Source organism: Streptomyces marincola (genome assembly GCF_020410765.1).
GTDB lineage: Bacteria > Actinomycetota > Actinomycetes > Streptomycetales > Streptomycetaceae > Streptomyces > Streptomyces marincola.
This window is the reverse complement of the sequence record NZ_CP084541.1, coordinates 3,575,852-3,599,669: the sequence shown is the minus strand read 5'-3', so window position 1 is coordinate 3,599,669 and position 23,818 is coordinate 3,575,852. Positions and strand designations below refer to the sequence as shown.

22 protein-coding genes are annotated in these 23,818 nt (G+C 74.8%); 15 read left to right on the top strand and 7 right to left on the bottom strand.

What is annotated here, in order from left to right:
- Positions 1-205: 205 nt before the first annotated feature.
- The 3 genes from LC193_RS15600 to LC193_RS15590 all read left to right on the top strand — a co-directional run bounded on the left by LC193_RS15600 (position 206) and on the right by LC193_RS15590 (position 2,759).
- Positions 206-751 carry an RNA polymerase sigma factor gene (locus LC193_RS15600; RefSeq protein ID WP_226074834.1) on the top strand — a complete coding sequence of 182 codons (546 nt, stop codon included), beginning with the start codon at positions 206-208 and terminating at the stop codon, positions 749-751.
- Positions 738-1,493, top strand: coding sequence for a hypothetical protein (locus LC193_RS15595; protein ID WP_226074832.1), 756 nt, complete (start codon positions 738-740; stop codon positions 1,491-1,493). Before LC193_RS15600 ends, LC193_RS15595 begins: the two co-directional genes overlap by 14 nt.
- Before the next feature lie 390 nt (positions 1,494-1,883).
- Entirely contained in the window at positions 1,884-2,759 is an 876-nt protein-coding gene (locus LC193_RS15590) for a lytic polysaccharide monooxygenase auxiliary activity family 9 protein (RefSeq protein WP_226078658.1), read from the top strand.
- Between the two features lie 134 nt (positions 2,760-2,893).
- On the opposite strand, the gene LC193_RS15585 is transcribed toward LC193_RS15590, so the two are convergent.
- Positions 2,894-3,808, bottom strand: coding sequence for a LysR family transcriptional regulator (locus LC193_RS15585; protein ID WP_226074830.1), 915 nt, complete (start codon positions 3,806-3,808; stop codon positions 2,894-2,896).
- A gap of 138 nt (positions 3,809-3,946) precedes the next feature.
- On the opposite strand from LC193_RS15585, the gene LC193_RS15580 reads away from it, so the two are divergent.
- Both LC193_RS15580 and LC193_RS15575 read left to right on the top strand, forming a co-directional pair.
- Positions 3,947-4,816: an SDR family NAD(P)-dependent oxidoreductase gene (locus tag LC193_RS15580; RefSeq protein WP_226074828.1), complete on the top strand. Its 870-nt coding sequence runs from the start codon at positions 3,947-3,949 to the stop codon at positions 4,814-4,816.
- Positions 4,817-4,961: 145 nt separating this feature from the next.
- The gene (locus LC193_RS15575; protein WP_226074826.1) at positions 4,962-5,687 is read left to right on the top strand and encodes a vWA domain-containing protein; all 726 of its coding nucleotides are present in this window, start codon (positions 4,962-4,964) and stop codon (positions 5,685-5,687) included.
- Positions 5,688-5,742: 55 nt separating this feature from the next.
- Here LC193_RS15575 and LC193_RS15570 read toward each other — a convergent pair whose 3' ends face one another.
- From LC193_RS15570 to LC193_RS15555, 4 genes are all read right to left on the bottom strand, one after another.
- Positions 5,743-6,654, bottom strand: coding sequence for a hypothetical protein (locus LC193_RS15570; RefSeq protein ID WP_226074824.1), 912 nt, complete (start codon positions 6,652-6,654; stop codon positions 5,743-5,745).
- Entirely contained in the window at positions 6,651-8,912 is a 2,262-nt protein-coding gene (locus LC193_RS15565) for a hypothetical protein (RefSeq protein ID WP_226074822.1), read from the bottom strand. The genes LC193_RS15570 and LC193_RS15565 overlap by 4 nt, the downstream gene beginning before the upstream one ends.
- The gene (locus tag LC193_RS15560; RefSeq protein WP_226074820.1) at positions 8,909-9,826 is read right to left on the bottom strand and encodes a hypothetical protein; all 918 of its coding nucleotides are present in this window, start codon (positions 9,824-9,826) and stop codon (positions 8,909-8,911) included. The genes LC193_RS15565 and LC193_RS15560 overlap by 4 nt, the downstream gene beginning before the upstream one ends.
- Before the next feature lie 156 nt (positions 9,827-9,982).
- Positions 9,983-10,663, bottom strand: a complete 681-nt coding sequence (locus tag LC193_RS15555) for a Crp/Fnr family transcriptional regulator (RefSeq protein WP_226074817.1) — start codon at positions 10,661-10,663, stop codon at positions 9,983-9,985.
- A gap of 256 nt (positions 10,664-10,919) precedes the next feature.
- On the opposite strand from LC193_RS15555, the gene LC193_RS15550 reads away from it, so the two are divergent.
- The 6 genes from LC193_RS15550 to LC193_RS15525 all read left to right on the top strand — a co-directional run bounded on the left by LC193_RS15550 (position 10,920) and on the right by LC193_RS15525 (position 19,374).
- On the top strand, positions 10,920-11,738 hold the full coding sequence (locus LC193_RS15550) for an ABC transporter ATP-binding protein (protein WP_226074815.1): 819 nt from the start codon (positions 10,920-10,922) through the stop codon (positions 11,736-11,738).
- Between the two features lie 5 nt (positions 11,739-11,743).
- On the top strand, positions 11,744-13,069 hold the full coding sequence (locus LC193_RS15545; protein ID WP_226074813.1) for an ABC transporter permease: 1,326 nt from the start codon (positions 11,744-11,746) through the stop codon (positions 13,067-13,069).
- Positions 13,070-13,259: 190 nt separating this feature from the next.
- The gene (locus LC193_RS15540) at positions 13,260-15,149 is read left to right on the top strand and encodes a potassium channel family protein (protein ID WP_226078656.1); all 1,890 of its coding nucleotides are present in this window, start codon (positions 13,260-13,262) and stop codon (positions 15,147-15,149) included.
- A gap of 101 nt (positions 15,150-15,250) precedes the next feature.
- Positions 15,251-16,066 (top strand): MerR family transcriptional regulator, encoded by an 816-nt coding sequence (locus LC193_RS15535; RefSeq protein WP_226074811.1) that lies wholly within the window; start codon positions 15,251-15,253, stop codon positions 16,064-16,066.
- Positions 16,063-16,776 (top strand): hypothetical protein, encoded by a 714-nt coding sequence (locus LC193_RS15530; protein ID WP_226074809.1) that lies wholly within the window; start codon positions 16,063-16,065, stop codon positions 16,774-16,776. Before LC193_RS15535 ends, LC193_RS15530 begins: the two co-directional genes overlap by 4 nt.
- A gap of 240 nt (positions 16,777-17,016) precedes the next feature.
- Complete coding sequence (locus LC193_RS15525) at positions 17,017-19,374, top strand: ATP-binding cassette domain-containing protein (RefSeq protein ID WP_226074808.1); 2,358 nt, start codon at positions 17,017-17,019, stop codon at positions 19,372-19,374.
- Positions 19,375-19,479: 105 nt separating this feature from the next.
- Here the strand turns inward: LC193_RS15525 and LC193_RS15520 are convergent, their stop codons facing one another.
- Entirely contained in the window at positions 19,480-20,088 is a 609-nt protein-coding gene (locus LC193_RS15520; RefSeq protein ID WP_226074807.1) for a sugar O-acetyltransferase, read from the bottom strand.
- 64 nt (positions 20,089-20,152) lie between these two features.
- Positions 20,153-20,398 (bottom strand): hypothetical protein, encoded by a 246-nt coding sequence (locus LC193_RS15515; RefSeq protein ID WP_226074806.1) that lies wholly within the window; start codon positions 20,396-20,398, stop codon positions 20,153-20,155.
- On the opposite strand from LC193_RS15515, the gene LC193_RS15510 reads away from it, so the two are divergent.
- The 4 genes from LC193_RS15510 (at position 20,378) to LC193_RS15495 (ending at position 23,718) form a co-directional block, all read left to right on the top strand.
- Positions 20,378-20,773, top strand: coding sequence for a TetR/AcrR family transcriptional regulator C-terminal domain-containing protein (locus LC193_RS15510; RefSeq protein WP_226074805.1), 396 nt, complete (start codon positions 20,378-20,380; stop codon positions 20,771-20,773). The genes LC193_RS15515 and LC193_RS15510 overlap by 21 nt on opposite strands.
- Before the next feature lie 155 nt (positions 20,774-20,928).
- Complete coding sequence (locus tag LC193_RS15505; RefSeq protein ID WP_226074804.1) at positions 20,929-22,191, top strand: S8 family peptidase; 1,263 nt, start codon at positions 20,929-20,931, stop codon at positions 22,189-22,191.
- Between the two features lie 56 nt (positions 22,192-22,247).
- Positions 22,248-22,643, top strand: a complete 396-nt coding sequence (locus LC193_RS15500; RefSeq protein WP_226074803.1) for a hypothetical protein — start codon at positions 22,248-22,250, stop codon at positions 22,641-22,643.
- A gap of 217 nt (positions 22,644-22,860) precedes the next feature.
- Positions 22,861-23,718, top strand: a complete 858-nt coding sequence (locus tag LC193_RS15495) for a maleylpyruvate isomerase family mycothiol-dependent enzyme (RefSeq protein WP_226074802.1) — start codon at positions 22,861-22,863, stop codon at positions 23,716-23,718.
- The last annotated feature ends 100 nt before the right edge of the window (positions 23,719-23,818 follow it).

Genomic DNA, 23,818 nt, shown 5'->3' with positions numbered 1-23,818 from the left:
GATGATATGCGCGGCACGCGACACCTCACCTTTCGCCGCGATATGCGCGGGCGGCGGCCGAGGAGTGGGACGGCCCTGCCGCGCGACGTTCCCCGAGCGGCGGCACCGGCCGGGCGCGGCGGTGCTGTCCGCGCGTCGTGGCCGACGCGGCGGACGGGACACCCCTGCGTGTAAGGCCGGCGGCGGGTGCCGGACATTGCTGGGCATGGATTCGGACGAACAGGCTGAGGACTTCGACCGGCTGTTCCGGTCGACCTTCCGCCGGGTGCTGGCGTACTGCCTGCGCCGACTCAGCGAGACGGCGGCGCACGACGCCGTGTCGGAGGTGTACGCGGTCGCCTGGCGCAAGCGGCGCCGGCTGCCGGACGACGAGCACGAGGCCGCGTTGTGGCTGCTCGGCATCGCCCGCAAGGTGGTCGCCAACCAGACGCGGGGCCAACGCCGTTGGGCTCGGCTGCTGCGCCGCGTCGCGGAGCAGCCCGGGCCGGCCGTGTCCTCCGCCGAGACGCCCGAGCTGAGCGAGGCCATGGCGGGCCTCTCGGCCGACAAGCAGGAGCTGCTGCGGCTGGCGTACTGGGACGACCTGTCGCGGGCCGACATGGCCGCCCTGTACGGCATCTCCGTCGCCGCCGTCTCGACCCGGCTGCACAGGGCGCGGCAGGAGCTGCGCTCGCGTTTGGCCGCGGCCGACGCCCACGGAATGAAGACACGCGATGAGACGAAGGTGGGGACCCATCATGGGAAGCAGTGAAGAGTACGGCAGCGACGCGGAGTTCGACGCCATGCTGCGGAACGCCGACCCGGCGCGGGACGCGGCCCTGCCGGACCCGGAAGGCCCTGAGGCGTTGCGGATCCGCACCCGGGCGCACCTGCGTTCCCGGCAGTCCAAGGTACGGCGCCTGGTGGTGATCCCCGCCGCGACGGCCCTAGTGGTCGGCGGCGCCACGGCGGGGGCCATGGCGGTCTTCGGGAACGGCGAGGTCTCGCACATCGGCACCGTCGAGTGCTACAGCGACTCCGGTCTCCAGGGCACGGTCATGTCGTACAACCCCACGTCGTACGGCCCGGAGAGGGCGTGCGGGGAGATGGGCGACCTGCCCGAGGGCGACCAGCTCACCGCCTGCGCCCCCGTCGACGGCCGGGGCGCGATCAGGGTGTACGAGGGCGGCGAGGAGGTCTGCGCAGAGCACGACCTCGTCCTCTACAGCGGGCCGACCGATGAGCAGCTGCGCCTCGGCGACATCTCGAACGCGCTCTACGCGCTGGAGATGGACCCGCACGCCTGCCCGTCGCTGACGGAGACGCAGGCGCTGCTCCGCGACGTGCTGGACGAACACGGGCTCAATGACTGGCGCGTGGTGGAGGGGACCGCGAAGGACTACCCGTCGGGCCACGGGCAGACGCTCGGCACCTACGCCGGTCTTGAGAGCTGCCCGCAGCAGGTGACATTCGTCGAGCCGGAGCAGCTGCTCGTGCTGGACATGGGCGCCTGACACCCGCCCCCGGCGCCGGTCGCGGGCCTCGGCCGGGTCCGGACGCGAGGGCCGCCCGGCGCGCCGGGCGGCCCTCGGTCGGCCCGGCGGTGAGGTGGCCTGAATGCGGCGGCACCGGAAGGGCTTTCGGCCGGAACGTGTGCTTCCCCGGGTTCCCGCGCGGCGCTACCTTCCCGAACGGGAGCGCTCCCATGCGCGGCAGCAGTACCGGCGACGGGCCGCCGGTGCACCGGCCAGCTCCAGGGCGCCGGTGCGGTCGGCTCGCCCCTCGCGGGAGACGACTCTTCCTGAGGAGAACCCGTGTCCAACGAATCCACCGGCCGCAGACGGCCGCCGGCCGGCAAGTTCCGCCTCCTGGGCGTCCTGGGAGGGGGGTTGCTCGCCCTCCTGATGGCCTCGATCCCGACCCCGGCCGCCGCGCACGGCGCGACGATGATGCCGGGCTCGCGCACCTACCTGTGCTACCTCGACCTGATCGCGAACAGCGGCACGCAGATGCCGGCCAACCCGGCCTGCGCCGCCGCGGTCCGGCAGGGCGGCACCGGCCCGCTGTACAACTGGTTCGCCGTGCTCGACTCCAACGCCGGTGGCCGTACCACGGGTTACATCCCGGACGGCACGCTGTGCAGCGGCGGCAACCGGGGGCCGTTCAACTTCGCGGCGTACAACGCGGCGAGGTCCGACTGGCCGAAGACCCACCTCACCTCCGGTGCGAACATCGAGCTGCGGCACAGCAACTGGGCGCACCACCCGGGTCGGTTCGACGTGTACATCACCAAGAACGGCTGGTCGCCGAGCCGGGCGGTCGGGTGGGGCGACCTGGAGCGCATCAGCTCCGTCACCAACCCGCCGCAGCGCGGGGGCGTGGGCAGCGAGGGCGGTCACTACTACTGGAACGTCCAGCTGCCGAACCGGTCCGGCCAGCACCTGATGTTCGTGCACTGGATCCGTTCCGACAGCCAGGAGAACTTCTTCTCCTGCTCGGACATCGTCTTCGACGGCGGCAACGGGCAGGTCACCTACGGCGACGGGCAGACGCTGAGCGCGGAGCAGATCGCCGAGGCGGACGAGGCCGCCAGGGCGTCGGCGGCATCCACCGCGCACGCCGGGCACGACGCGCACCAGGCGCACGCCGGGCACGCGGGCCACGACGCGCACGCGGGCCACGCGGGGTCCGAGCACGCGCGGGCCGGTGCCGGTTACTGGGACCACGTCACGGCCGCGCTGCGGGACGTGCACGCGGACCTGTTCAGCCGGCTCTCCTGAAGCCGCGGGCCCGGGGGAGGGTCACAGCCCCGCCGCCCCCGGGCCCGTGCCGGTGCCGCCGCCCGGTGGCACCGGTTCCCGGTCGACCGCGCCACCGCCTGCCGCGTGCGGTGGCGCGGGCCCGTGCCGGACGCCTACCGGGGCTGCGCGGCGACCGCGGGAACGCGCTCCCGGTCCGCGCGGAACTCGGCCAGCGCGTGCCGCACGAACCGCCGGACGCCGGGCGTGGTCCGTCGCCGCGGCCAGACCAGGCGCAGCGGAACACGCGGGCCGTCGGTCAGCGGGACGCCGACCGTTCCCCCGGGCGCCTGCGTTCCCGGCTCGGGTGGGGCGGCGAGCGCGACGGCCTGTCCGAGCCTGACCACGGCCAGCATCTGCCAGCCGTCGCTCACCTCGGGGCCCGGCACCCCGGGCAGCCCGCCCGGCCACAGCGCGGGGTCCATGACCGCGGCGCCCGGGCCGAGCCAGGTGACCAGCGGCTCGTCGGCGAGGTCGGCGACGGATATCCCGGACCGCCCCGCCAACCGGTGCCCGGCGCCGAGCAGCACGTGGGCCCGCTCCTGCCGCAGCACCACGCCGTGCAGGTCGCGGTCGTCGAGCGAGCCCTGCCAGAGCGCGATGTCCGCCTGCCCGGACCGCAGCCGTTCCCGCAGGTCGTCGGCGGTGCCGACGGCGGCGCGGGCCGGGGGCGGCGGCCCCGCGTCGTTGTAGGACGTGACCAGGCGGTCGAGCAGAACGGCGCCGCAGCCCGGGCTCGCCACGGTCACGCCCGCGCCCCCTCCGGCCGCCCCGCGCACGCGCGCGGCCGTGTCGGCGGCTGCGGCGAGCAGCGCCCTGCCCTCGTGCAGCATGACCCGGCCCGCCTCGGTGAGATCCACGCCCTGGGGCGTGCGCATGAGGAGGGGGGCGCCCACGTCGCGTTCGAGGGCGCGGATCGCGCGGGACAGCGCGGGTTGGGTCATCGCGAGCCGGTGGGCGGCCCGGGTGACGTTGCGTTCCTCCGCGACCGCGACGAAATAGCGGACCTGCCGCAGTTCGATCTCCCCCATGTGGACATCCTTCCACGTGCGGTGATGCCGCTGCGGCATGGCGCCATGCGCAACCGGACCTTCCGCGGCGCGGCCCGTGGCTGTGTGCTGGGAGCGCGGGGGTGCTCGCCCCCGTACCGCACGAGAGGGGAGCACAGCATGACGGCGCACGCCCGCAGGGCAGTGGTGACGGCGGGAACCGGAGGCATCGGTCTGGAGACGGCCGTGGGGCTCGCGACCCGGGGCTGGGACGTCACCCTCGTCGCGCGCGACGGTGAACGGGGGAACGCGGCGCGGGCTCGCGTCGACCGGGCCGCGGGTCGGCCGGCGGCCCGGTTCCTCCCCGCCGACCTGTCCTCCCTCAGTGAGACCAGGCGGCTGGGCGAACGGCTCGCCGAGGAGGGCCCTCTGCACCTCCTGGTGAACAACGTGGGTGGCATGTGGACCCGGCGCTGGGTGAGCCAGGACGGCATCGAGGCCAGCGTCGCCCTGAACCACCTCTCGCCCCTGGTGCTGACCGAGACGCTGATCGACGCCCTCGCGGCCGGCGCGCCGAGCCGGATCGTCAACGTCACGTCGAGCGCGATCGCGGCGGCGCAGCCGGTGTTCGACGCGGTGGAGCCGCCCGGGCCCCACTACGGTCTGGCCACCACCGGCCGGGCGAAGCTGGCGCACCTCGCGCACACCCTCGACCTCGCCGCCCGGCTGCGGCCCCTGGGGGTCACCGTGCTCGCGGCCGACCCGGGTCCCGCGGCGACGGACAACGCGGCGCAGATGACCGTCGACATCCTGCCGCCGGCGCTGCGCCCGCACTGGGAGCAGATCAGGCAGGGCGTCTCGACGCCCGTCGCGGAGGCCGCGCGGGCGCCCGTCGCCGCGGCCACCGATCCGGAGTTCGCCGACCTGGCGGGTGCGGTCGTCGGTCCCGGCGGCGTGCGGGACGACAGCCTGGCCCGCTTCGTCACGCCCGAGGTCGCCGAGGCCGTGCGCGCGTGGACGGCCGGGCTGCTGGCCACGACGGCCGCGTAGTCGCGGCGGGACGCGCGGGCCTGGCGGGACGGGCGGGACGGCGGAACAGGCGGAACGGGGCCGCGTTCACCGGGCGGGGGCCCGTTGCCCCAGTGATACGTTCCGCTCATCCGAAGATCGATGGTTCCGTGGGGAGAGGGCTGCCGTGGCCGGTGGGGTGTCGTTGGAGAAGGTGCGGGCTGTCGCGGGGGAGGAGTTCGTTCCCGTCTACGAGGCGGCGGGCGTCTCCCTGGAGAAGGCGGGCCTCGGCGGGCAGCGGGCCGCGGTGTACCTCGTGCTCGACCGGTCGGGGTCGATGCGCCCCTATTACAAGGACGGAACCGTGCAGCGGCTCGCGGAGCAGGTGCTCGCGCTCTCCGCGCACCTCGACGACGACGGCGTGGTGCCCGTGGTGTTCTTCTCGACCGGGGTGGACGGCGTGGCCGAGGTCTCGCTGGCCGACCACAGGGGCCGGATCGAGGCGCTGCACGAGTCCTACGGGCACATGGGGCGCACCAACTACCACGTGGCGATGCAGGCCGTCCTCGACCACCACGCGGCCTCGGGCGCGGACGTGCCGGCCCTCGTCGTGTTCCAGACGGACGGCGGGCCGACGTCGCGGCAGGCCGCCGAGCAGTTGCTGTGCTCCGCTTCGCGGCTGCCGGTGTTCTGGCAGTTCATCGGGTTCGGAGAGCCGGACGACAAGCAGTTCGCGTTCCTCCGCAAGCTGGACGAGCTGCCCGTGCCGGACCGGCGCGTCGTCGACAACGCCGGGTTCTTCCCGGCGGGAACGGCGCCGGGCGCGCTCGGCGAGGCCGAGTTGTACGACCGGTTGATCGAGGAGTTCCCCACCTGGCTCGCCGCCGCCCGCCGGGCCGGGGTGGTGCGCTGAGGGCGCGCCGCCCCCGGGCCACCGCCTCCGGCGGCGCGCCCGGGGGCGGCGCGGGTCACGCGGGGCGGCCGTCGTCGGGCCAGGTCTCCCACGCGGCCGGGGGTTCCTCCTCGACGGGCATGCCGCGGCCGAGACTGAGCAACCGGTCGCGCAGCAGCTTGGCCAGCTCGCGGCGTTCCTCTTCGGAGAGGGCGCCGAGGAGCGATGCCATGTCGTCCTGCCAGCCGGACCTCTCCCTGAGCAGGGGACGGTTCTGCACCGTCCAGTCCAATACCGCCTTGACCTGGTCGGGCTGCCGCGTGAGCCACAGCGCGGCCAGCGAGACGGGGCCGCGGCGCAGGGCGTACAGGCAGAAGTCGTACTCCTCGCGGCTGTTGGCGGACCAGGCGGTGGGGAAGCCGCCGCCGCCCGATGGCGCCAGGAGGCTGTCCGGGTCCGCGGTGCGGCTGCGCACCTCGACGACCCGGTAGGCGAGGCCGCGTTCGGCGATCTCCCGGGTCATGGCCAGGTGCCGGGAGACCTCGGTGGCGTCGAGGAGCCGCCCCGCGGTGGTGTAGTCGTTGTTCAGGTCGCTCAGGCGCCGCTCCAGATCCGTGCGGACGACGTCCCAGCCGTAGACCGTCTGGGTCCGCACCACCTGGACGGGATCGTGGACGTACCACCGCGTGTGGATCAGGACCGGTTGCGGAGGGCCGTGCACGTCGGGCAAGCGGAACGGCAGCGCGCCCGGCTGCTCCTCGGCCAGCACCTGCCAGGCGGCGTCGTAGCCGCCGAAGGCGCGGGGCGCGGGGCCCGCCTGCCTGCCCTGCGGCCACAGCACGTGGAACAGCCCCTCGGCGTCGCGGAGTACGAGCGTCACGTCCGAGGGAGCGCCCCAGCGCTGCCGCATCACCTCCCGCCACGGCGGTCGCGCCACCGGGGTGAAGAGGGGGGTGACGTCCTCCGGCCTGGTGAAGTACTCGGTCACGGTGTCCTCCCGTCGCGCCACGCGCGCAGCGCCTGTCGTGCGATGCCGACGCCCGCCAGGCGGACGTCCTCTCGCTCGCCGGTCTCGTCGATCAGTACGAAGAGGCGTAGTTCGCCATGCCTCGTCCGCCCGGCCAGGTCGGTGAGCAGGACGTCGACCGCCGCGCGGCGGCGTTCGTCGCCGAGGCCGCCTTGCAGGCACCAGCCGAGCAACGGGGTCGCGGTGCCCATGAACAGCTCGTCGTCGGCGAGAGTGGCGCGGACGAGAGCCGTGACGCGGGCACGCGCCCGTCCTGCCTCTTCCGTGCCTTCGGCGCCGAGTGGTCGATCGCCGAGCAGTTGATCGGCGAGCCACCTGGCGTCGTAGGTGAGCAGGTACTGGAACGCCCGCAGGGCGGGTTCCGCGTCCTTCGTCGTGTCCCCGGCCCACTCGGCCAGGCAGTCCAGTACGGCCGACTGGTTGCCCGCCATGGAGAGGGTGACCAGCGCGTGCCGCACGCCCCTGGCGACGATGCGCTCCTGCGCGCCGCGTTCCGGGTCTTCGTCGTGACCGCGCGGCCCGCCGCCGAGGCGCCGCAGCAGCCTGAGGGCCTGCTCGGGCCGGGAGGCGCCGAACTCGCTGCCGCAGGCGTAGGCGACGGTGGAGCGCAGCTGCCAGCTCACCGCGTGGCTCCAGTTGCCGAGGCGGTGCCTGACCTCCCCGGCCAGCACGGGGTCCTCGGCGGCCATGCCGAGCGCGTAGGCCGCGATGCCCCGGGTGGTCATGCGGTCGTGCCCGGCGAGCGTGGCGATGTGCGCCAGGGCCCTGCGCCCGCCGCCCCAGCGGGCGGCCATGCCCATGACGCGGCCCACCGGATGCACGAGATCCTCTTCGGCGGGGACCGTCTGGAGCCAGTCGGTCAGGAGCGGGGACAGGTGGCCGTATTCGCGCCACACGTGGCGCAGCACGGCTTCCCCTCGCCGGTGCCGGGTGAACCTGACGGGTTCCACGGTGTAGTCGAACCCGGAAGCGGAACGGGTCTCACGGGTGTCGGAGCGGGCGCCGATGTCGTTCATCATGCCGGACAGGGAGGTGCGGAAGACGAACGCCGGGTTGGGGCGCGGCACTTCCGACTCCGCGCTTGAGGGGAGCATGGCGTCAAGGCGTCCGTCCGCGAGGCGCAGCAGGCGTTCCGCCTCGTCGCGGACGACGCGGTGATCGAGCCCTTCGAACACGCAGGTGGCCAGGAGCAGGGCGAGGCTGTCCGCGTTGCCGCGCAGGTCGTGCAGGAGTCGGGGGGCCTCCTCCGTGGCCAGGAAGCTCAGTCGGCCGCGCAGGGAGTCGGCGTCGGTGTTCCCGGCGGCCAGTTCATCGACCAGCTCCGCGACCTGGGCGGGAACGAGTTCGGGCACCAGCAGTTCGTCGAGCAGGCCCGGGGCGAGCCCGGCGAGCAGCCGGGCGCGCTCCGCCGGATCGGGAACGGCGTCGGCGAGCCGGGCGTCGAGGACGTCGTGCGGCGGCGGGGGCTCGTGGCGCACCGGCGTGACGTCCAGCTCGTGTTTCAGCCGGTGCAGAAGGGCCGGGTCCTGGGGCAGCACGATGACCATGTGGGCGCGGGCCTTCTTCAGCCGCACCCGCAGCTGGTCTAGTGCGGTGCGCCTCAGCGGCTCGCGGGCGGTGAGCCCGTCGAGCAGGTAGCCCCGCGCGTCGCGGTGCTCGGGCCGCCACTGGGCGAGGTCGACGTCGCTGTCCACGGCGCGGAGGGCGAGGCTGCCGCTGTGTCGGCCGAGCAGGTTGAGGGCCAGGGTGCGGCGTCCCGTGCCCGGGGCGCCGGAGAGGAAGAGGACGCGGGAGCCGAACTGCGCGAGGGCTTCGGGGTAGCACGGGGGTTCGGCGAACCCCGCCTTGGCCCGGAGTATCTCCTCGGCGGTGATCGGGCCGTCGCGCGACTCCACCCGGCCGCTGTCCGCCCGGCTGCCCGGGCCGCCGTGGTTGGCCAGGCGCTGACCGCCGTGCACGGGCCCGAAATTGATCACACTGCCGGGGGCGGAGACCACCTGCCGCCATTCGTCAGCCAGCGGCCCGTGCCCGGTATTCATCACACCGCCGGGGGCGAACAGCATCTGATGCCCTTCGCCACCGGCCGGCCGGGGCCCGGCCTCGCCCGGAGGGTCCTCGGCCTCGGGCGAGGCGGCCCCGGGTTCGGCCCCGGGCCCGGCGGGTTCGCCGGCTTCGAGCGCCGGCCTGCCCTCGGCACCGCTGTCCGGCTCGGCGCTCACGGGCGTTCCCCGTCCTCGGCGTCACGGTGCGTGCTGTCCGGCCGGGCGGGGCCCATGTTGTTGGTGAGGCTCTGCCCGCCGTGGACCGTGCCCGTGTTGACGAAACCCTGGTCCGCCCGGTTGACCACGGACGGCTGGGGCGGCGCGGCGGAACTCCCGGCCCCGGACGCCGGCTTCCGCGCCGCGTCCCGGTCACGCTCCTGCTCGCTCAGCACCCGGTCGCCGAGGATGCGCCGGTCGAGGAGGTTGCCGGAGAGGGCCGGGACGTACAGCCAGGCACGCTGGGCGAAAGCCTTTCCCTCGACGGTTGCCGGGACCTCGATGAAGTAGTCCTCGTGCCGCCCGGTGTACCCGCTGATCACCGCGTCCTGGTAGCAGCGGTCGGACAGGACGGCGACGACCTGAGTGGTGTTCTCGCTCGACGAGGCCAGCATGACCTTGACCGGCCGGGAGTCGAGCAGCCGGTGGGTGTCGTTGCGCGGGGTGCCGTTGCCGTCGGACTCCTCGCCCGAGTCGGGCAGCGGCCCGACGTTCAGGCTGACGCGCAGCCTGATGCGCACGGTGCCGGTCGAGTGGACGTTGAACTCGGTTAGTGTGTCCTGGAGTTGGAGCAGCCAGGGGTGGATCAGCATCGGCATGGCGGACGGGTCGAAGCCGAAGACGTAACCGTCACCCGTGGAGTTGGGGAACCTGCGGTCCGCCCACACGTCGGCGAGTCCGGCCCGTTCGAATGAGATCTCAAGAAGCTGGGGGATCACACGGCTGATGGCGCCGTGTTCGATCGCACGGTGCCCGGTGAAGTCCTTCGCGTCGACGGCGACGATCCCCCGGTAGGGCGGCAGCGGCCGGCTGTGGCTGTGGGGCACCGGCGTCCGGCCGGACAGGGCGCGCAGGGCGTGGCGTGGTTCCGGCATGGGTGTCTCCTCGATGTGCCGATGGCGTACGGGGCGTGCGGCCTTCGCCCACGAGGCGGGTCGGCCGCACCACGGCAGCCTCGCCGAGGCGCGGGGCCCCCGTACGCACCGCCAGTGCACGGCACGGGTGAACAAGGCCACAGCGGCGCGGTGTTGTCAGCTCTCCAGCGCGACCGCGACGCGCCGCAGAGCCGGCAGATCCGCGACCACGACGCGCCCGCGCCCGGCCCGCACACCGTGGGCTGCCAGTGCACCGAGGTGCGCGGTGACGGTGTTGCGCGAGGTGCGCAGGTACTGGGCCAGTTCCTGGCGGGTGAGGGCGAGTTCGATCGGCTCGTGGCCGCGGTCGGCGTCGCCGCCGCCGTCGGCGGGGTCGCGGGAGATCTCCGCCACGTGCACCAGGACGGCGGCGAGTCGCTGGAGGACATCGCCGCACGAACGGGCCCGGTCGGACTCGCTCAGCCGGGCGAGCGCGTAGCGCGTCAGCGCGGGCGAGAGGTCGTGCTCGGTGACGAAGCGCAGGAAGTCGGGCTTGTTGATGACGGCCACGCAGGCGCGGGTCAGCGTCTCGACGCCGGCGAGGCGCCCGCCGCCGCCGATCACCGCTATCTCGCCGAGCAGTTCCCCGTGGCCGCGGAACGCCAGCACGGTCAGCTCACCGTTGCGTTCGGCCCGCAGCACCTTCGCCACGCCGCTGCGGACGGCGAGCACATGGGTGCCCGGCTCGCCCTGGCGCATCAGAACGGTGCGCGCCGGGTGCCAGCGGTCGAACGCCCGCTCCAGAAGGTCGTGCCACACCTTTTCGCCGACGAAGTCTCGCAGGGTGGGATTGGCCATGCACCGACCCTAGGGACCGGGGTTCATCAGCGCGGTGGAATCAGGCGAACACACCGCGTCGACCTCCGGGCCGCGGCGGGCCTGCCGGCGGCTCCCGACGGGCGCGGGCGGCCGACCGCTCCCGGCGTGAGGGGCACACGCCCCCGGCCACGGTGTACGTGGCACCACCCCGGGTTCGGGGAGTGGGCCCAGTGCCCGGAAGCCGCCGCCTCCGTAGTTTCGATGGTGTGGCGCAGAGGGCGCCGGGACGGTAGGGATGACGATGTCTTTTCTGAGGCGCGGGGACCGCCCCGCTCCGAGCGCAGAGGCGCTGCGCCTGGTCTCCGTCACCAAGGTGCACGGCGCCGGCGGGGAGAACGCCGTGACCGCCCTGGACGGCGTGTCGCTCAGCCTGCGGACCGGGAGCTTCACCGCGGTGATGGGCCCCTCCGGGTCCGGCAAGTCGACGCTGCTCCAGTGCGCGGCCGGCCTCGACCGGCCCGACCGCGGCATCATCATGGTCGACGGCGAGGAGATGACCGGCGGCAACGAGACCGAGCTGGCCAAGTTCCGCAGGCGCAGGATCGGCTTCGTCTTCCAGCAGTACAACCTGCTGCCGACGCTGACCGTCGCCCAGAACACCACGTTGCCCCTCCGGCTGGCCGGGCGGCGCGTGGACCGCAAGCGGGCGCGCGAGATCCTCGCGCAGGTCGGGCTCGCCGACCGCCTGCACCACCGGCCCGACCAGCTCTCCGGCGGGCAGCGGCAGCGCGTGGCCATCGCGCGCGCCCTGGTGACCGAGCCGAGCGTGGTGTTCGCCGACGAGCCGACGGGCGCGCTCGACACGCGCAGCGCCCGCGACGTGCTCGAACTCCTCCAGGACGCCGTCCACATCCACCGCAGGACCGTCGTGATGGTGACGCACGACCCGGTGGCGGCCTCCTACGCGGACGCGGTGCTGTTCCTCGCCGACGGGCGGCTGGTCGGCCGCATGGACGACCCGCGCGCGGACGCGGTCGCGGAACGCCTGGCGCACCTCGGCGACGAGGTCCCGATCGGCCGCCCGCTGGCCGACGGCATGCGGGCGGGGGTGTGACGGGCATGCTCGGACTCGCACTGCGCTCGGTGCGGCAGCGCCCCGGCCGGTTCGCGGGCACGCTGTTCGCGGCGTTCCTCGGCGCCGGCGTCAGCATGGCGTTCAACTCGCTGCACGACACGGCCGGCGTCTCCGGCATCGACGACACGAGCGCGGAGACGCTCAGCACGAGCGGCGGGATCGTCGGCGGCTACGGAACGGTGCTGGTGTTCCTCGCCATCGCCTCGACGCTCACGGTCAACGTGCGGCAGCGCGGCGACGAGATCGAGCTGCTGCGCCGCACCGGCGCGACGCCCGGACAGATCAGGCGCATGGTCGTCGGCGAGGCCGTGGTCGTGGCGCTGGTGGGCACCGCGCTCGCGGTGTGGCCCGCGATGCTGGGCGGGCGGGCGCTGCTCGGCGCGTTCCACGACACGGGCCAGGTCGCCAGGAGCGTGGACCACGCGTTCGGCGGGGTGGCCCTGTCCGCCGGATTCGGCGTGACGCTGATCGCGGCGGTCGGCGCCGCCTACCTGTCGGTGCGCCGCGCCACGCGCGGTGCCGCGCCTGCCCGGCGCGGGCGGCTGCGGACCGCGGGCGGCGTGCTCGCGCTGGTCGCGGGCGCCGGGAGCATCGCCACCACGTTCGCGATGGACGCGACCGAGCCCATGCTCATGGCGCCCGCCGTGTACGGCGCGGTGCTGCTGTCGGTCGGGTTCGCCACGTTCTCGCCGGCGCTGCTTCGGGGCGTGCTGGGTGCCGTCGGGCGGCTGCTCGGGAAGTTCGGCGGGGGCAGCTACCTCGCCGTGCAGAACACGCGGGAGCGCGCCGCCGAACTCGCCGGGGTCCTCGTGCCGCTGGTGCTGTTCACGGGCGTGGCGACGGCGACGCTGTACATCCAGCGCGTCGAGAGCCACGTGCTCGACGCCTCGGGCCTCGCCAGGTCGGTGGAGGACAAGAACGCGGAGACGCTGAACCTGATCGTCGTCGGCGTCATCGTGGCGTTCGCCTGCCTGATGGTGATCAACAGCCTGTACGCGGCCACCTCGTACCGGAGCCGCGAGTTCGGCGGGCAGCGGCTCGCCGGCGCGACGCCGGGGCAGGTGGAACGCATGGTGCTGATCGAGGGCCTGATGCTGACCGTGACCGGGGTCGGCCTCGGCACCCTCGCGGGCCTGGCCGGCCTGGCGGCCTTCACCTCGGTGCGCACCGAGACGGGACCCGCGCAGTCGCCGCTGCTGTGGCTCGGCATCGCCGCCATCGCCGCGACCGCCGTCCTGCTCACCAGCTGGGCGACGGCCCGCAGGACGCTGCGCGTTCCCGCGGTCGCCGCGGTGACCGCCGCCGCCTGAGGAACGCGGCGCGCGTTCGGGGAACGCCCCGCGCGCCGCGCCCCTGACCGCCGGATGTCCCACCGCTCCCCCGGGCGGTGGGGCATCCGGCCAACTTGCGTGCGGGCGGAACCCGTTGAGGCCCGCGCGGCGTCCTTCTCGTGTGTCTGTACTCACGCCTCAGGGCCACCAGGGCGCAGCCGCCGGGCACATGATCGTCAGCGGGGACGACGTACTCGCGGTGCGGCTCGGCGCCGAACTCCACGACGTGTACCGGGAACGCGTCACGCTCATCGTGCCGCCCGCCTCGCCGGCCGGCGGCTGGGCGGGGTCCCGCGGGTTGGTCCGGGTGTCCGCGCTCATCGGGCGGCTGTCCTCGGCCGTCGCGCGCAACGACCCGACGGTGCGCGAGATCGAGGCGGCGGAGCCGACCGAGGACGTGCTGCGGCAGGCGGGCGCCGCCGAGGCCGCGGCACTGGCCCTGGTGCACGAGGACGACGAGACCAACATCAGGGGCGCGCTGGCCGCCCGGCGCCTCAACCCGCGGCTGCGCCTGGTGATCCGCCTCTACAACCGCAAGCTCGGCCAGCGCCTGGCCGACCTGCTCGACCAGGCCGCGGCGGTGGCGCTGCCCGGCCCCGACGCGGCGGCGCTCGACGTGGCGGCCCTCGACATGTCGACCATCGTGCTCTCCGACGCCGACACGGCCGCGCCCGCGCTCGCGGCCTCCGCGGTGGCGGGCACCAGGAAGGTGATCGCCGCCGACGGGCTGCTGCTGCGCGCGGCCGAACGCCCGCCGCCCGGGCCCGGCGAGATCGCCGACCCGGGCCTGTGCACGCTGGCGCTGCTCTCTGCGACGGCGCAGGACCCGGCGGGCACCGAGGGCTCCGACCGCAGCGGCGCGGCGGCGCCGCTGCTGCTGCCCGACGACGCGGCGGTGGCGGCGGCCACGGGCCGCGGCACCGTCGTGCTTGAGACCATCGCGCACACCGGGCCGCCGCTGCCCCCGCGCCGCCTGGCGCGGCGGGGCGCGCCGCTCGCCGAGGTGTTCACGGTGCGGCTGCGGTGGGCGCTGGCCGCGGTGGCCGCGGCGGTGTGCGCGCTGGCCGTCGCGCTGTGGGCGGCGACGGACGACCACCCGTTGCGGGCCGGGTACTTGACGCTGCTCGACCTGTTCGCCATCGGGGAGCCGGCCATCGGGGAACCGGTGGCGCGGCAGACGATCCAGTTGGTCTCCGGCCTCGTGGGGCTCGCGCTGCTGCCGATCCTGGTGGCGGGCGCGCTCCAGGCGCTCGGCACGTTCCGCGGCGCGACCGCGCTGCGCCGCCCGCCGCGCGGCCTGTCCGGGCACGTGGTGCTGCTCGGGCTCGGGAAGATCGGGACACGGGTGCTCGCCCAACTGCGCGACCTGGACATCCCGGTGGTGTGCGTGGAGGAGGACCCGGAGGCGCGCGGCGTGCCGCTGGCGCGGCGGCTCGGGGTGCCCGTGGTGCTCGGCGACGTCACGCAGGAAGGCGTGCTCGAATCCGCGAAGATCGAACGCGCCTCCGCGCTGCTCGCGGTGACCAGCTCGGACGCGACCAACCTGGAGGCGGCGCTGTGCGCGCGAAGCGTGCAGCCGGACCTGCGGGTGTCGTTGCGCATCTACGACGACGACTTCGCGACCGCCGTGTACCGCACGCTGCGCGCGGCGCACCCCGGCGCGCTGACGCGCAGCCGCAGCGTGTCGACGCTGGCGGCGCCCGCGTTCGCCGGCGCGATGATGGGCCGGCAGATCCTCGGAGCGGTGCCGGTGGAACGGCGGGTGCTGCTGTTCGCGGCCCTCGACGTGGCCGGGCTGCCGCGGTTCGCGGGCCGGACGGTGGCCGAGGCGTACCGGGCGGGCGCCTGGCGGATCGTCGCCCTCGACACGGCGGAGCCCGCGGACCGGCACCCCGACCTGGCGGCGCCGCGCCCGCGCGAGGCGAACGCCGACGCGGCCGGCCTGCTGTGGGACCCGCACCCCGGGTACGTGCTGCGGCCCGAGGACCGGGTCGTGGTGGCCGCCACCCGGCTCGGCCTGGCCGAGCTGCTGGGCCGGCGGCGGGGGCCCAGCCTGTGACGGGCGGGCGCCGGATCTCCGAGGGCGGCGGGGGCGGAACTCCGAGGGCGGCGGGGCCGTTCGCTTGACCTTGTCGCGGCGGCAACGTTTTCACTGGCCGTATGCGTATCGGAGAACTCGCCGCGCTGGCCGGTGTCACCCCCCGCACCGTGCGGCACTACCACCACATCGGGCTGCTGCCCGAGTCCGCCCGCGAGGCGAACGGCTACCGCTCCTACGGCCTGCGCGACGCCGTCCGCCTCGGCCGCGTCCGGCGGCTGACGGAACTCGGGCTGTCCCTCGATGAGATCCGCGACATCCTCACCGACGACACCGGGCGCGAACTGCACGAGGTCCTGGCCGAGCTGGACGCGGAACTGGCCGCGCGGCAGGAAGCGCTCGGGCGCCGCCGAGCCCGCCTGGCCGAGCTGCTGCGCGAGGTCGGGACCGCGGGCGACCTGCCCGCCGAGGCCCCGGTGTCGCCTGAGGTCGCCGCGCTCTTCGCGTCGATGGCCCGCACCGCGGCCGACCTCCCGGGCCCCGAGCCGCACACGGCCGTGCGGGAACGCGAACTGCTCGCGCTGCTCGACGGTTCGGCCGACCCCGCGACCGCCGACTGGCTGGCCGGGCTGCTGAGGACGGCCGACCGCGAGCCGGACGCGATGCGGCGCGTCTACGAGGTGTACGCGCGCATGGACGAGCTGGCGGACGCCGACGCGTCGGACCCGCGCATCCCGCGCGTGGCCGAGGCCATCGTGGCCGTGCTGCCCGAGGAGTTCGCGGACGCGCTCGCCGGGCCGTCGCGGCAGGCGCTCGACGCGGCGGGCGCGGGCGGCGGCGGGTTCGCCGAGGCGTTCTTCGCCGAGTTGCCGCCCGCGCAGGCGGCGGCCGTCCGGCAGGCGGTCCTGCTGCTCGCACAGCGGGACGGCGGCCGGTGAACGCGGGCCGCGCCCGGCGGGTGGCCGCGCGGCTGCTGCGGCACGAACTGGCGCTGGTGGCCGGGCTGTCGCGGGCGGTCGGCCGCCGCGGCCCGCACGGCGTGGGGCCGGGCGACGTCGCCGTGGGGTACGCGGCGGCGCAGTCGGCGCTGATGTGGGTGGCGCTGCTGGTCTCGGTCGTCGAAACGGTGGTGCTCGCGCTCGTCGTCCCGTGGCCCGCGGTGCACGCCGTGCTGCTGGTGATCGGCCTGTGGGGGATCTGGTTCGTCGCGGCGCACCAGGCCGCGTGCGCGGTCCGGCCGCACGTGGTCGGCGCCGACGGCTCGCTGCGGATACGGTACGGCGCGTTCGTCGACATCCGGGTGCCCGCGGGCCGCGTCGCCGCGGCGCGCGCCGAGCTCCGCTGGGCCGGGGCCGGGCTGCTGCGGACCGAGGGCGCGGAGGACGGCCAGGGAGACGGCCAGGGAGACGGCCAGGGAGACGGCCAGGGAGACGGCCAGGGCGGTGGCTTCGGCGCCGAGGGGGGAACGGCGGACCTGGCGGTCGCGGGGCAGACCTGCGTGACCGTCGAACTCACCGAGCCGGTCGCCTTTTCGCGGCCCCTGGGGCGGCCGGCGCGGGCCCGGGTGCTGCGGTTCTGGGCCGACGACGCCCGCGCGGCCGTGGCCGCGCTGCACCGTGCGCGGGCGGACCGGGAGGGGTCGGGCTGACGGCGGCCGGGCCGCACGCCGCAGGCCGGGCGCCGGACGGGAAACGCGGTCGACAACGGTGCGGGACTCGTGCACGGTGTCCGTCCCGGGGGCATCGGCGCTCCTGGCGTTGTCAGTGGCGGGTGCCATGATCGAGCGGTCCGGGCTCGTGGGCCCGGCCGCGTTCGCCGCCCCCGGCCGTCCGCACTGGTCCACACCGTTCGACACCGTTCCGCACCGTTCCGCACGAGGGAGAAACGCATGCCCGCCGACCCGTTCCAGCAGCCCGCCGCACCGCCGCGCGGCCAGGCCGCGCACCCGCCGGAGGCCGCGGCCGGCCCGGTGGCGGCGGACAGCCACGACGTGATCAAGGTGCGCGGCGCCCGGGAGAACAATCTGCGGGACGTCTCCCTCGACATACCCAAGCGGCGGCTGACCGTCTTCACGGGCGTCTCGGGCTCCGGCAAGTCGTCCCTGGTCTTCGGCACGATCGCGGCCGAGTCGCAGCGGCTGATCAACGAGACGTACAGCGCCTTCGTGCAGGGCTTCATGCCCAGCCTCGGCCGCCCCGACGTCGACGCGCTGCACAACCTGAGCGCCGCCATCGTCGTCGACCAGGAGCGGATGGGGGCCAACTCGCGGTCCACCGTGGGCACGGTCACGGACGCCTACACGATGCTGCGGATCGTCTACAGCCGCCTCGGCACGCCGCACATCGGGACCTCGACCGCGTTCAGCTTCAACAGCCCCGAGGGCGCGTGCCAGGACTGCGAGGGCATGGGCCAGGTCTCGCGCATTGACATCGATCAGCTGGTGGACCGCGAACTGTCGCTCAACGAGGGCGCGATCACCGTGCCGGGCTTCGGGGTCGGCACCTGGTACTGGCAGGTCATGGCCGCCTCGGGCCTGTTCGACAACGACATGAAGCTGAAGGACTACCCGGCCGAGCTGTGGGAGGACTTCCTGCACAAGCCGGCCACGAAGATCAAGGCCGGGACGAACACCATCACCTACGAGGGCCTGGTCACGAAGGTGAACCGCGTCTACCTGTCCAAGGACCGGGAGACGATGCAGACGACGCTGCGCGCGTTCGTGGACCGGGCGGTCGTCTTCGCCGCGTGCCCGACCTGCCGGGGCACGCGGCTGAGCGCCGCCGCGCTGTCCTCCACGATCAACGGGGTGAACATCGCGGAGTGCTCCGCGATGCAGATCAGCGACCTGGCCGAGTTCGTCCGCGGCCTCGACGCGCCCTCGGTCGCGCCCATGCTCGGCGCGCTGCGCGACCTGCTCGGCTCGCTGGTGGAGATCGGGCTCGGCTACCTCTCGCTCGACCGGCCGTCCGGCACGCTGTCGGGCGGCGAGTCGCAGCGCGTGAAGATGGTCCGCCACCTCGGTTCCAGCCTCACGGACGTGACCTACGTGTTCGACGAGCCCACCACCGGTCTGCACCCGCACGACATCCAGCGGATGAACGACCTGCTGCTGCGGCTGCGCGACAAGGGCAACACGGTGCTGGTCGTCGAGCACAAGCCCGAGGTCGTCGCCATCGCCGACCACGTCGTCGACCTCGGCCCCGGCGCCGGCACCTCGGGCGGCGAGATCTGCTACGCGGGGGACGTGGCCGGGCTGCGCGCGTCGGGCACCAGGACCGGCAGGCACCTCGCGCACCGGGCGGCGCTGCGCGAGACGGTGCGCACCCCGCGCGGGCACCTGTCGATCACCGGGGCCGCCACGCACAACCTGCGGAACGTGGACGTCGACATACCCGTCGGCGTGCTGACGGTCGTCACGGGCGTCGCAGGCTCCGGCAAGAGCTCCCTCATCCACGGCGCCCTGCCGGGCCGGGCCGGCGTCGTGGTGGCCGACCAGTCCGCCATCCGGGGCTCGCGGCGCAGCAACCCGGCGACGTACACCGGGCTCCTCGACCCGATCCGCAAGGCGTTCGCCAAGGCCAACGGCGTGAAGCCGGCGCTGTTCAGCGCCAATTCGGCGGGGGCCTGCGCCAACTGCAACGGGATCGGGCTCGTCTACACCGACCTGGCGATGATGGCCGGGGTGGCCTCGGTGTGCGAGGAGTGCGAGGGCAAGCGGTTCACGCCCGAGGTGCTGACGTACACGCTCGACGGCAAGGACATCAGCGAGGTGCTTGAGATGCCCGTGGCGGAGGCGCACAAGTTCTTCCGCACCGGGCAGGCGCAGGCCATCCTGAGCCGCCTGATGGACGTGGGGCTCGGCTACGTGCGGCTCGGCCAGCCGCTGACGACCCTGTCGGGCGGCGAGCGGCAGCGGCTGAAGCTGGCCATCCACATGGCGGAGAAGGCGGCGACGTACGTGCTGGACGAGCCGACCACCGGCTTGCACCTGGCCGACGTCGACCAGCTGCTCGCGCTGCTCGACCGGCTGGTGGACGCAGGGAACACAGTGATCGTCATCGAGCACCACCAGGCGGTCATGGCGCACGCCGACTGGCTGATCGACATGGGCCCGGGCGCGGGGCACGACGGCGGGCAGGTGGTGTTCACCGGCACGCCGGCCGAGCTGGTGGCGCGGGGCGACACGCTCACCGCGCGGCACCTGCGCGAGTACGTCACGGGAACGGCGCCCGCGACCGGCCGGTGAGCGGCTGCGGCCCGGCCCGGGCGCGCCGGGGCGCCCGGGGCGGGCCGGCCGGGCGCGGCCCGGAAAGCCCCGCGGGGGGAACGGACGTTCGGGCCGGCCCGGCGGTCACCGATCGGCGGCTGCCGTTCGCGTCGTCAGGTCGTCGTCCGTGATGTCGCGGAGGACCCGGCACGGCGTACCGACCGCGACCACCATGGGCGGCACGTCCTTGGCGACGACACTGCCGGCGCCGATGACCGAGCCGTATCCGATGCGGACGCCGGGCAGGACCACGACGTTGCTGCCGATCCACACCTTGTCCTCGATGACGATCGGTTCGGAGAACCGCGCGAAGTCGACCCGGCGCGCCGGGTGGACGGGGTGCCCGGTCGTGGTGAGCGTCACGCTGGGGGCGGTCATGACCCCGTGGCCGATGCGAATCTCGACGTCGTCCACGAAGGCGAGATTGACGTTGCCGAAGAAGTCGTCGCCGATGTGGACGTTGCTGCCGAAGGCCGCGCTGAACGGCGGGTGCAGCGCGGGGCGTTCACCGACGGATCCGAGGATCGCGCGGAGCAGTGAGCGCCGCTTGCGGGTGTCGCCCGGCGGGGTGTGGTTGTACGCGAAGATGAGGTCGGCCCTGCGCCGCTCGTCCAGGAACACCGCCTCGGACTCGGTGTAGACCAGCCCGCGCCCGATGCGGTCCAGCACGTCCCGCTCGTCGTCGCGCCCCACGTCCGTCCCTTCCCTTCACTCGCCCGTCCCGTGCCACCGCGCGATCGCCCGGCGGCCCGGCCGGTCAGCCGGCCGGCCGCACGTCCGCCGGAAGCAGTTGCTCGGTGAGCAGGCGGCGTACGCGAACGTCGCGGTCCGCGGTGGCGAGCCAGGAGTCGAGCAGCCGCCAGCCGTGGAAGTAGCCCAGAACATACAGGGCCATGCCCGTGGCCCGCAGGGTGCCGAGCGCCGCGCCGGTCTCGTCATCGGACAGCAGGGCCCAACGGGAGAGGTGGGCGGCCAGCTCGCTGTGCTCGCGCGCTCCGAACACGTCCACTCCCTACTGCTGCGGGCCGGGCTCGACGGGGCGCGGCTCACCGTCGCCGTCGGGGCCCTGACGTACTTCGTCCAGGGGTACACCGCGGCGGAGAACGTCTGGCGCGTCCACCGGCGCGATCCGCAGGACGAGGCCGAACTTCGAGCCGGTGCCCAGCAGTTCATCGAGCAGCGGGAGGACCGCTATCCCACGCTCGCCGGGCACGCGCGGCTCGTCGACGACGACTTCGACGGGTCGTTCCTGCTCGGGCTCGAAACCATCCTCGACGGCATCGCCGCCCACGCCGGAGGCCGCGGCACCGGTGCGGCCGGCCGTGCCGCCGGCCTCGCGGAGCGGGAGGACGCTCGCGGGCACGAGGGCGCCGTGTGATGCGCGGTCGCCGGTCCGGGGCGGCCCGGGGCGCGCCCCGGGCCGCCCCCGGCGGTCTTGCCGCCCGAAGGGACGCCGGGCAGCCTTGTGATTGTCATGGGCACAACCATCCGACGCCGTCCCCCGGTCGCCCGGGCCCGTTCCGAGGAGCCCTCTTGCCCCGCAGACCCCGCACCCTCCGCAGATTTCGCACGGTCCGCAGACCCGGCGCGTCCCCCGTGCCGCGCGGATCCGGCAGGTCCCGCACGGTAGCCGTTCTCACCGCCGCCCTGCTGCTCCCGGCCACCGCCGCCGCCCTGCCCGCCCCGACCGGGGCCGCCCCCGAGGGACACGTCCTCGGCGCGCCCGGACGGGACGCGGTCGACGGCAGCTACCTGGTCCTGCTCGCCGACGGCGGCGAACCGGCCGCCGAGGCGGGCGCCCGGCTGGCCGACCGCTACGGCGTGCGCGTCGTCGACGCCTACGACGCCGCGCTCACCGGCCTCCACGTCCACGCCACCGCGCCGCAGGCCCGGCGGCTGGCCGCCGACCCGGCCGTCCGCGCTGTCAAGCAGGACAGCGTGATCCGCGCCCTGCCGGCCGGCACGCAGCCGAACCCGCCCAACTGCGGACTCGACCGCATCGACCAGCCGGACCTGCCGCTCGACGGCTCCTTCACCTATCCGGACTCGGCCGGCGCCGGTGCCACCGCCTACATCGTCGACACCGGCATCGCCTACGGCCACGCCGACTTCGGCGGCCGGGCCGGTCCGGGGTACGACGCCACCGGGGGCAACGGCTCGGACGGCAACGGCCACGGCACCTGGGCGGCCGGCCTCGTCGGCGGCACGAACCACGGCGTCGCCAAGGAGGCCGACCTCGTGTCCGTCAAGGTGCTCAACGACGCGGGCTCGGGCACCGTCGCCGGTGTGGTCGCGGGCATCAACTGGCTCACCGCGGACGCGCAGGGCGAACCCGCCGTCGCGCTCGTGACCCTCGGCGGCGTGGCCAGCCAGGTGCTCGACCAGGCGGTGCGCACGTCCATCGCCTCGGGCGTCACCTACGCGATCGCCGCGGGCGGCAGCGGTGACGACGCCGGCCGCTACTCCCCCGGCCGCGTCACCGAGGCCATCACCGCGGCGGCGTCCGACTGCCGGGACCGGGTGGCGGGGTTCACCAACCACGGCCCGGTCGTGGACCTGTTCGCGCCGGGCGTCGGCATCGCCTCGACCTGGCCGAACGGCACGGCCGTGCTCTCGGGAACGTCGGGGTCCGCCGCGTTCACCGCGGGCGTCGCGGTGCTGTACCTGGGCGACCACCCGAGTGCGTCGCCCGCCCAGGTGGGGCAGGCCATCGACCAGGCGGCGGCCGTCGGCAGGCTGACCGGCGTACCGGCAGGCAGCCCGAACAAGCTGCTCCAAGTGGTCCCCGTGGACTGAACGGGCCGCCCGCCTCCCGTGGTGCCGCCGGGGCGGGCGTGCGGCACAGTTGACCCATGCGTACGAGTGTGCTGCGAGCCGTGGGTGTGGCGACGACGGCGTACGGGGTGGCGGTGACGGTCCGGCCCGGCCTGCTCGCGAAACCGTCCGGGCTCGCGGGTCCCGACGGGCGGACCGCCGCCGAGGTGCGCACGTCGCTGCGGCCCCTGGGGCTGCGCGAGGCCGCGTGCGGGCTCGCGCTGGCGCTCGCGCCCCGGGGCGCGGCGCTGCGCACGGCCGCGGCGGTGCGGCTGGCCGCGGACTTCGGCGACGCCGTCCTGCTGGGCGCGACGCTGCCGGGCCCGGCGCGGCGCGGCGGCGCGGTCGCGGTGTCCGTGGGGTGGGGCGCGCTCACGCTCGCCGGTCTGCTGCTGCCCGAGAGTCCGAACGCCCGCCGGGCCGCGGCCCGCTGACGCCTCGGCCCGGCCCGGCAGCGCGACGGCCCGGCAGCGCAACGGTCGGATGGACCGGCCCGGCAGCGCAACGGTCGGCGCCTCAACGGCCGGACGGCCCGACACGGCCCGGCGCCTCAACGGCCGGACGGCCGCCGCGATGCCTGCGGTGCCGGGTTCCGGTGCCCGGACCGCATAAGCGGTGGCCGCCGGGTGCGCGGGGCGGCAGACTGCGGTCATGGACACCTCGCGAGGCGGCGGAGCCGGTCACGCCTGGCTCGGTGCCCCGATCGACGCCCGGCCGCTGTTCGCCCCCGAGCACGCCGCGTTGATGGCGCTGCTGCGCGACCTCGCGCCGGTCGACTGGGGCAGGGAAGCGGTGCCGGGCTGGACCGTGCGGGATCTCGCCGCCCACATTCTGGGCGACTGCTACGGGCGACTCGCCCGCGCCCGCGACGGACACCGGGGAGGGCCGTCACCCGCGCCGGGCGAGGCGCTTGAGGCGTTCATCCACCGCGCCAACGCGGAGTGGGTGGCCGCGTTCGCCCGGGTGAGCCCGGCCGCGCTCACCGACACCCTGGACCTGGTGGGCGGGCAGACCGTCCGGTACTTCGAGGCCACCGACCCCGACTCCCCGTCGCTCGGCGTGTCCTGGGCGGGAGCCGACCCGGCACCGATGTGGCTGGACAGCGCCCGTGAACTCACCGAGTTCTGGACGCACCGCCAGCAGATCCGGCACGCCGCCGGGCGGGGCACCGACCCCGACCCACGGCTGTGGTCCGTGGTCCTCGACACCTTCATGCGCGCCCTTCCGCACACGCTGCGCGCGGTCGACGCGCCGGTCGGCACCCAGCTCCGCGTGCGGATCGACGGCCCGGCCGGCGGCACGTGGACCGCCACCGCGACGGGCGAGCGCTGGTCGCTCGCCCCGCCCGCGGGCGAACACCCCGCCGCGACCGTCGAGTTGGACCCGGAGACCGCCTGGCGCCTGTGCACCCGCGGCATCGCACCGGACGACGCCCTCACCCTGGCCCGCCTGCACGGCGACCGCGAACTGGCGGCGGCTGCCTGCCGGATCGTGTCCATCGTCCATTGACCGGCCGCGGCATCACCGCCGACCCGTGGCGGAAAGGACCGGCACGGCCGATACGACCGGCATGACCAACGCGCCCGACACGAGCGATACGACCAACCCG